The 7,142-nt window shown below is 39.5% G+C and carries 5 protein-coding genes; 3 read left to right on the top strand and 2 right to left on the bottom strand.

What is annotated here, in order from left to right; translation table 11 throughout:
- Positions 1-100 precede the first annotated feature (100 nt).
- Entirely contained in the window at positions 101-1,087 is a 987-nt protein-coding gene (locus tag WN50_RS11540) for an aldo/keto reductase (RefSeq protein ID WP_046277950.1), read from the bottom strand.
- A 154-nt stretch (positions 1,088-1,241) separates the two neighbouring features.
- Between WN50_RS11540 and dacB the strand changes: the two genes are divergently transcribed.
- Together dacB and purU are read left to right on the top strand one after the other, a co-directional pair.
- Positions 1,242-2,678, top strand: coding sequence for a D-alanyl-D-alanine carboxypeptidase/D-alanyl-D-alanine endopeptidase (gene dacB / locus WN50_RS11535; RefSeq protein ID WP_046277953.1), 1,437 nt, complete (start codon positions 1,242-1,244; stop codon positions 2,676-2,678).
- Between the two features lie 172 nt (positions 2,679-2,850).
- A complete protein-coding gene (gene purU, locus WN50_RS11530; RefSeq protein ID WP_046277949.1) occupies positions 2,851-3,705 on the top strand; it encodes a formyltetrahydrofolate deformylase in 855 nt (284 codons plus the stop codon).
- 12 nt (positions 3,706-3,717) lie between these two features.
- On the opposite strand, the gene WN50_RS11525 is transcribed toward purU, so the two are convergent.
- A complete protein-coding gene (locus tag WN50_RS11525) occupies positions 3,718-6,204 on the bottom strand; it encodes a CHAT domain-containing tetratricopeptide repeat protein (protein ID WP_049559170.1) in 2,487 nt (828 codons plus the stop codon).
- A gap of 62 nt (positions 6,205-6,266) precedes the next feature.
- Here WN50_RS11525 and WN50_RS11520 point away from each other — a divergent pair, with 62 nt between their 5' ends.
- Positions 6,267-6,998, top strand: a complete 732-nt coding sequence (locus WN50_RS11520; protein ID WP_160315376.1) for a fasciclin domain-containing protein — start codon at positions 6,267-6,269, stop codon at positions 6,996-6,998.
- Positions 6,999-7,142: the final 144 nt, after the last annotated feature.

Genomic DNA, 7,142 nt, shown 5'->3' with positions numbered 1-7,142 from the left:
TTTCCTCTGAGTGTCTTAGTGTCTTCGTGGTTTTTCTAACCCCTCTCCCATCCCCCCTGCCCCCCTTGAAAAGGAGGGTTAGACGAGAGGGAATGTCTTATTACGTCCAAGCCCGGAAAAATGTATTTTCCTGCCAAGCAACTGCGGTACGTTTTTCAATGGCTGCCATTTCGTCAGAACTGAGTTGTTTAAAAGCTTGAGCAACTTTAAAATTAGATTCTAATTGTTCGACGGTTTCTGCTGCAATAATACAGCCATGAACACCAGACAGAGATAATACATATCCCATCGCTTGGTGCATTCCTTCTAATACGCCACTGCGAATTAATTTGCCATAAGCCGGAATTTTCATAGCAATAACGCCGACATTTTTTTCTTGAGCGACAGGTAAAACGGTTTTAGAAAAAGGCCGAGGATGATGAATATCGGCTGCATTAATTGAGATTAACGTGGTATCAAATGGATAACGACGCAAACCTTCGGCAATGACATCGGGTTCGTGATGTCCGGTAATCCCTGAATATTTGATAATTCCCTGTTCTTTTGCTTCTTCGATGGCTTTAATCGCCCCATTTTTACTGAAAATTTCATCTAAGGTTTCCGGGAAAGAAACATGATGCAATTGCCACGAATCGAGGTAATCTGTATTGAGACGTTTTAGCGATCGCTCTAATTCTTGCCAAGCGCCATCGCGATCGCGTTTAGCGGTTTTCGTGGCGAGAAATATTTTGGAACGATAAGGGGGTAAAACTTTCCCCATATTATCTTCGCTTGGCCCGTAGCTGGCTGCCGTATCAAAATAGCGAATTCCTAACTTTAATGCGGCTTCAATTTGAGCGATCGCTTCGGCTTCCTGTCCGGCTTTTGAGATGGGCGTTTGTCCGGCGCCTCCTAAGCCAAAAATGGGCAATGTCACGCCTGTTTTGCCGAGTACCCGTTCCGGCATGGTTGCTGTGTTGGGGACTGCGATTGGAGAGCGAGCGGCGCTGGGTGACTGCCGCCCGTGCAATGCTGTACTCCCGACAATGCCGCCTGCAACAGCAACACTGCTGATGATAAACTTGCGTCGTGTTGTTTTACGTGTCATATTTTACAGTTATCCGTTAACAGCAATTGAAATCAGCGAGACGGTCTTGATTGAGAATTCATTGTATATTTTACCTATATTTTTAAAAGTGCCAACCTCAAGCTTTCATTCTTCGTTAAAATCAGTCATTCGAGGGAGATTGTTCAACTTTCGGGTGCAATCAATTTTAATTAGCCTATTTTTTCTCTTGGGGTTTTCTTCTAGCGCCATCAGCCAGTCCTCAAACCCTGAACCGCAGTCCTCAGTATTAATCTGTGAACATCAACTCAATTCTCAACTTAATGGAATTGTCAATCGTTCCCAGTTTAAACGTTTTCGGTGGGGAATTTTGCTCAAAACTTTGTCGAAGGGTGAAGCAATTTATAGTCGAGATGCTGAACATTATTTTATCCCTGCTTCTACCGTTAAGCTGATGACAACGGCTGCTGCTTTATCTCAACTTACGCCTAATTATCGCATTCTAACTTCAATTTATGGAGATCAACAAGGAAATCTTTATATTGTTGGACGGGGTGATCCGAGTTTAACAGCAACTCAATTAGAAGATTTAGCCCAACAGCTTCAAAATAAAGGGATTAATCTGGTTAATCAATTGATTGCCGATCCGGGGTATTTTCCAGGGTTTGCAGTCCATCCGAGTTGGGAATGGGAAGACATTCAAGCGGGACATGGTGCGCCTGTTAATAGTTTGATTTTACATCAAAATTCGATTGATTTAATTTTATCACCACAAGCTGTTAATCAACCGTTAAAAGTGACTTGGGTTCGTCCTCAACAAGCCCAAGGATGGCAAATCAAAAATAATACCATTACCGTTGGAGAAACTGAACGCGAATTTGTAGAAATTGGGCGAGATTTAACGCAACCGATTCTTTATATTTCTGGACAATTAAGAGCGGGTTCTGAACCGGAACCTGTTTATGCAGCAGTCGTTGAACCGACGGAGAATTTTCTCCAAGAATTTAGACAGATTCTCGAAAGTAAAGGAATTCGGGTGTTAAAAACAGCGATTGTTTCTAACAGTCAACATTCCTCCGAGGAATTAGCAATTGTTGAATCTCCGCCGATTGCTGAATTAATTCAAACCGTCAATCTAGAAAGTAATAATATCTTTGCGGAAGCTTTACTGCGAACTTTGGGTGTACAGAAGCCGAGTTTAGATGCAGTGGAAACGGGGTTAACTGCGATTCAAGACATCTTAAAAAAATTAGGGGTTGAACCCGAAAGTTATCGTCTAGTTGATGGTTCCGGTTTATCTCGACATAATTTAATCAGTCCAGAAGCGTTAACTCAAACGTTAATTGGGATGGCCAATTCACCGCTATTTGAGATTTACAAAAAGTCGCTTCCAATCGCAGCAGAAACGGGAACGTTAAAAGGGCGTTTTCGAGGAACAAGCGCCGCCGGAATTGTTTATGCAAAAACGGGAACGTTAACCGGAGTTTCTGGGTTAGCAGGATATCTTTATCCGCCCAATTATCAACCCTTGGTGTTTAGTATTTTGGTGAATCATTCAAATCAATCAGCTTCAGAATTAAGACAAGCGATTGATGAGATTGTTATTTTGTTAAGTCAGTTAAAGTCTTGCTAAAGTTAGATTTTTGCCGCTAGCTTTGCGCCCCTACAATAGACGAAATAGCAGTCGTTTGGTGTTAATTTATTGCGGTTTAATTCGGTGATATTCTATTATGTTCCTTTTCCCTATTGATTCATTCGGAAAAATCATAGATAATTTAGAATCATCTCTATTATGGCAGATTGACATGAGTTCACCTACAGCAACAATATTATTATCTTGCCCAGATCAACGGGGACTGGTTGCAAAAATTGCGAATTTTATTTACTCTAATGGCGGAAATATTATTCATGCGGATCAGCATACCGATTTTGCTTCAGGAGTCTTTTTGACTCGTATAGAATGGCAATTAGAAGGATTTAACTTACCGCGAGAAGTAATTAACCCAGCATTTGGGGCGATCGCTAAACCCTTAAATGCAAATTGGCAAGTACATTTTTCTGATAAAATTCCTCGAATTGCGATTTGGGTAACAAAGCAAGATCATTGTTTATTAGATTTATTATGGCGATGGCAAGCCAAAGAAATGGCGGTAGAAATTCCGGTGATGATTAGCAATCATAAAGATTTAAAACCCATTGCCGAACAATTTGGTATAGAATTTTATCATATTCCCATCACCAAAGACAATAAAAAAGAACAAGAAACCCAACAGTTAGAGATTTTAAAGCAATATCAAATTGATTTAGTAGTTTTGGCGAAATATATGCAGATTTTGAGTTCATATTTTGTGGCTCAATTTCCGAATATTATTAACATTCATCACTCGTTTTTACCTGCATTTCCCGGTGCAAATCCCTATCAACGGGCTTACACCAGAGGCGTTAAAATTATTGGGGCAACCGCCCATTATGTCACCGAAGATTTAGATGAAGGGCCGATTATTGAACAGGATGTGGTGCGAGTCAGTCATCGAGATGCGGTTGCTGATTTGATTCGGAAAGGCAAAGATTTAGAACGGCTTGTATTAGCAAGAGCCGTTAGATTGCACTTACAAAATCGAGTGTTAGTTTATAATAAAAGAACCGTTGTTTTTGAGTAGAAAACCCTCAATTTAAAATCCAGATTGTCCGATGAGAATAAATCCCGCCCATTCCAGAGGTCTGGGATGTTTTTCTATGGTTTTAATCATCGCTTTACGCAATGCTAAAGCTTTATCAGAAATTGTTTGCATCTGCTGATAAAATTCTATCATTAAATCCGCCGAGGGATGATCAGGAATATACCACAAAGACACAATTACACTGGGAACACCTGCCGAAATAAAGGAACGTGAGAGTCCAATAACTCCATCTTCAGTGATTTTACCCAAACCTGTATTACAAGCACTTAAAACCACTAATTCTGCTTTTAATTTTAAGTCTAAAATTTCATGAGCCGTGAGTAAACCATCCTCTTCTAAACTCGGTGTTAGGGCTAAAGCTCCCGGAATTTCTAACCCTAAATGTTTTAATTCATTCACTAAACCATGAGTGGCTAAGTGAATATTATTCGCTTGGATCATGTTTTTGACAACGGTTTTTTCGGTGGCTAAATCTCCGATTAATGCTTCTGTTTTTAACAGTTTAGCAATCGTTAAAGCTTCCCGTTCGGTTCCGGGGAGAGAACTTAAAGGCTTGGATTCTTCACCGAGTCGATAGGCAATACTCGGCATGGTGGGATTGCCAACAATTAAGGTGTTTAACGGCTCTTTTTGAGACAAAGTATTTTGATGTTTAGCCGTGATATCTAACACTTGAATTGAAGGTGAAATTAAAATGGTGTGCTTTTCAATTAAATACTTTCCTTCTTCATCCTGCAAGGCTGCAAACGGAACCAAAAAGAACTTTTGATGAGGAATAAAAATCACATGAGTTTCGGGATTAGTTGGCAGTAAATCCGCTATCGGTTCAATCAAAAATCGATATCTGCGTGAGAGAAACGGATCTCGACGACGGACGGGATTAGGAACTTTTTCGGGATTTTCTAGAGGTTCATTTTCAATGAGTGGATAAGTTTGACGAATATTATTAATGCTCATTTCCTCTTTTTCTGCACCCTTATTCCCCCGATTCATCGCCAGGTCTCGATCACTTCCAACTAGAGGTAAAAAACTTCGCAACGAACTAATATCAACCGTCCGAAATTCAACTTTACCATTGGGTTGAATGACCCAGATATAAAGTAGTTCATCCTCAATCACAATTGAATATTCAACCAGGGTAGATTTTTGTTGTCGAGCAATTTCTTGAATTTGTTTAAATGTCAAGGGAGGCGGTGATAAATCAGACTCATTAAATCGCGAGGCTAATAACTGAGCAAATGCTCTCGCTCGACCTCGTTCTGAGACTTCTAAAGCGGCTTCAATTTGATTTTGAGCAATTAAGGCTCGCTGTAACCAACGATAGGTATCGGCTTGACTATCCATTAAAGAGACTTTATTTTCATCATTAAGTCCGGGATGAAGAGATTCCCAAATGGTTACAGCTTCAAATAACTTTTGGCTTGCTGGGGCTTCTTGACCGGATTTTAGCAAAGTTAAACCAATATTACTAAGGGTTTCACCTTCTTGGGGACGAGCATGAATTTTCCTGGAAATTTCTAAGGCTTGTTCATAATGTTTGAGGGCGATTTCATACTCACCTAAATCCCGATAAACGCTACCAATATCATTATGAGTGGTTCGTTCTCCCGGTAAATCAATCAATTTTTTACGAATGATTAACGCCTTTTCTAAAGACTGTAACGCCCCTTGCCAATCTCCGAGTTTACTCCGCACTAAACCGAGATTATTTAAAATTCGACCTTTGGTAATGTGATCGCCATCTTTTTCGGCTAAAGTTAGGGCTTTTGTATAAGAATCAATCGCTTCTTGATACTGCTCTAATTCGGCATAGATTAAGCCCGTATTATTTAGAATAGTTGCTTGCCAACCCGGATCTCCATCTTTACGCAGAATTTCTAATGCTTGCAGGTAGAATTGTAAAGCTTCTTTATTTTGATTCAATTTTTGATAAATTGTACCCATATTATTGAGAATTTCACCCTGCTTTTTTGTATCGTCAACTTTTTGAGCGAGGGCGAGCGCTTGTTGATGAGACTCTAATGCTTTTTGATACTGTCCAAGCTCACCATAAAGCACACCCATATTGGTGAAAATAGTCCCTTGTTCTTGCAGGTTTTTTTCTTGAGTGTAAATGTTTAACGCTTCTTCATAGGAAGTCAGAGCTTTTTCATACTCCCCTAAATGGTAATAAACTAAAGCAATTTGGTTGAGCGTTCCCGCTTCTCCCAAACGAGCATTGATGCTTCTGACTGTGATTAAAACTTGTTCAAAGGTCTCCAAAGCCGCTTTAAATTGACCGGAGTTTAACAGTTGCGTGCCTTCTTTGTAAAGTTCCATCGCTCGTGTTTTTGGATCTTCTTGGGTTTCTATCTGGGCAATAGGTTCAACTTTCGATAGAATAGGAGAGCCAGGAAATACTGCTCTGGCATTCGTTGTACAAACCAATACCAAGGTTAGCACTGCCAAAATCCAATAATAAGGTTTCAAAAAGCTCATAGCTCAAGTCTCTATTAGGGGTATATTTTTAAACACTTGTTCAAAAGATAATGATGAATTTTATGCTAAAAAAAACAATAAAACTATTAGCAGCATGGATAGTAATTTTAAGTGTGAATGTAGGAATAACGGCTGAGATTTTAGCACAGTCATACTCCGAAAAAACTCCATCAGATTCTGATACACCTTCAGAAACGAATCGCGGTTTACTCGACACTGATTTGCCTGAAAACTTGCCCAATCCTAACACAATTCCTACTCTAAAGAACAATGTAACTGAAAGTTCTAATGAGAACCCCTTTGCACCCACCGTTGTCAGGGGAACGGCTCGTCGTTCGAGTCCGAGTGATATCGTTAAAACACTTGAAAACGATAACAAATTTCAGACCCTTATATCCATTTTAGAACTTTCTGATCTCAGTTCAGATCTGGAACAATCAGGATTTTTTGTAATATTTGCACCCACAGAAGAAGCATTTGATCGTCTAACAGCCGGATTATATGATCGCTTAATTTTACCTAAAAATCGCAATCTTTTGATCGAATTTATCAAAAATCATTTTGTCATTGGGCAAATTCAAACTACTGATATCACGGAAGGGGAAATTAAAACGCTGAGTGGAAATGTAGTGCGTATTCAAGTCAATTCAACTCTGGCAGAAGTTCAGCTTAATGAAGCAACCGCAAAATCAGGTGAATTCATCCTGACTCAAAATGGTTTAATTGTTCCCATTGATCGCGTTTTGTTTGTACCCAACGTTCAAATTGAAAACTCAAACACTCAAAACCCCTAAATTTTTTGATTAGAAGCGATCAAAAATCCTGATTTCAATTTTTTTTGAGGTATAGTGTAGGCATCGCTCAAAGGGCTAATCTATTAAGATGAAACAGCTAAAGCTATTCAATTGCTCAACTCTATTTGCTTTATTTAGCATCTT

It is taken from the genome of Limnoraphis robusta CS-951 (genome assembly GCF_000972705.2).
Note: the sequence above shows the minus strand (reverse complement) of the source record. Positions and strands in the feature narration are given on the sequence as shown.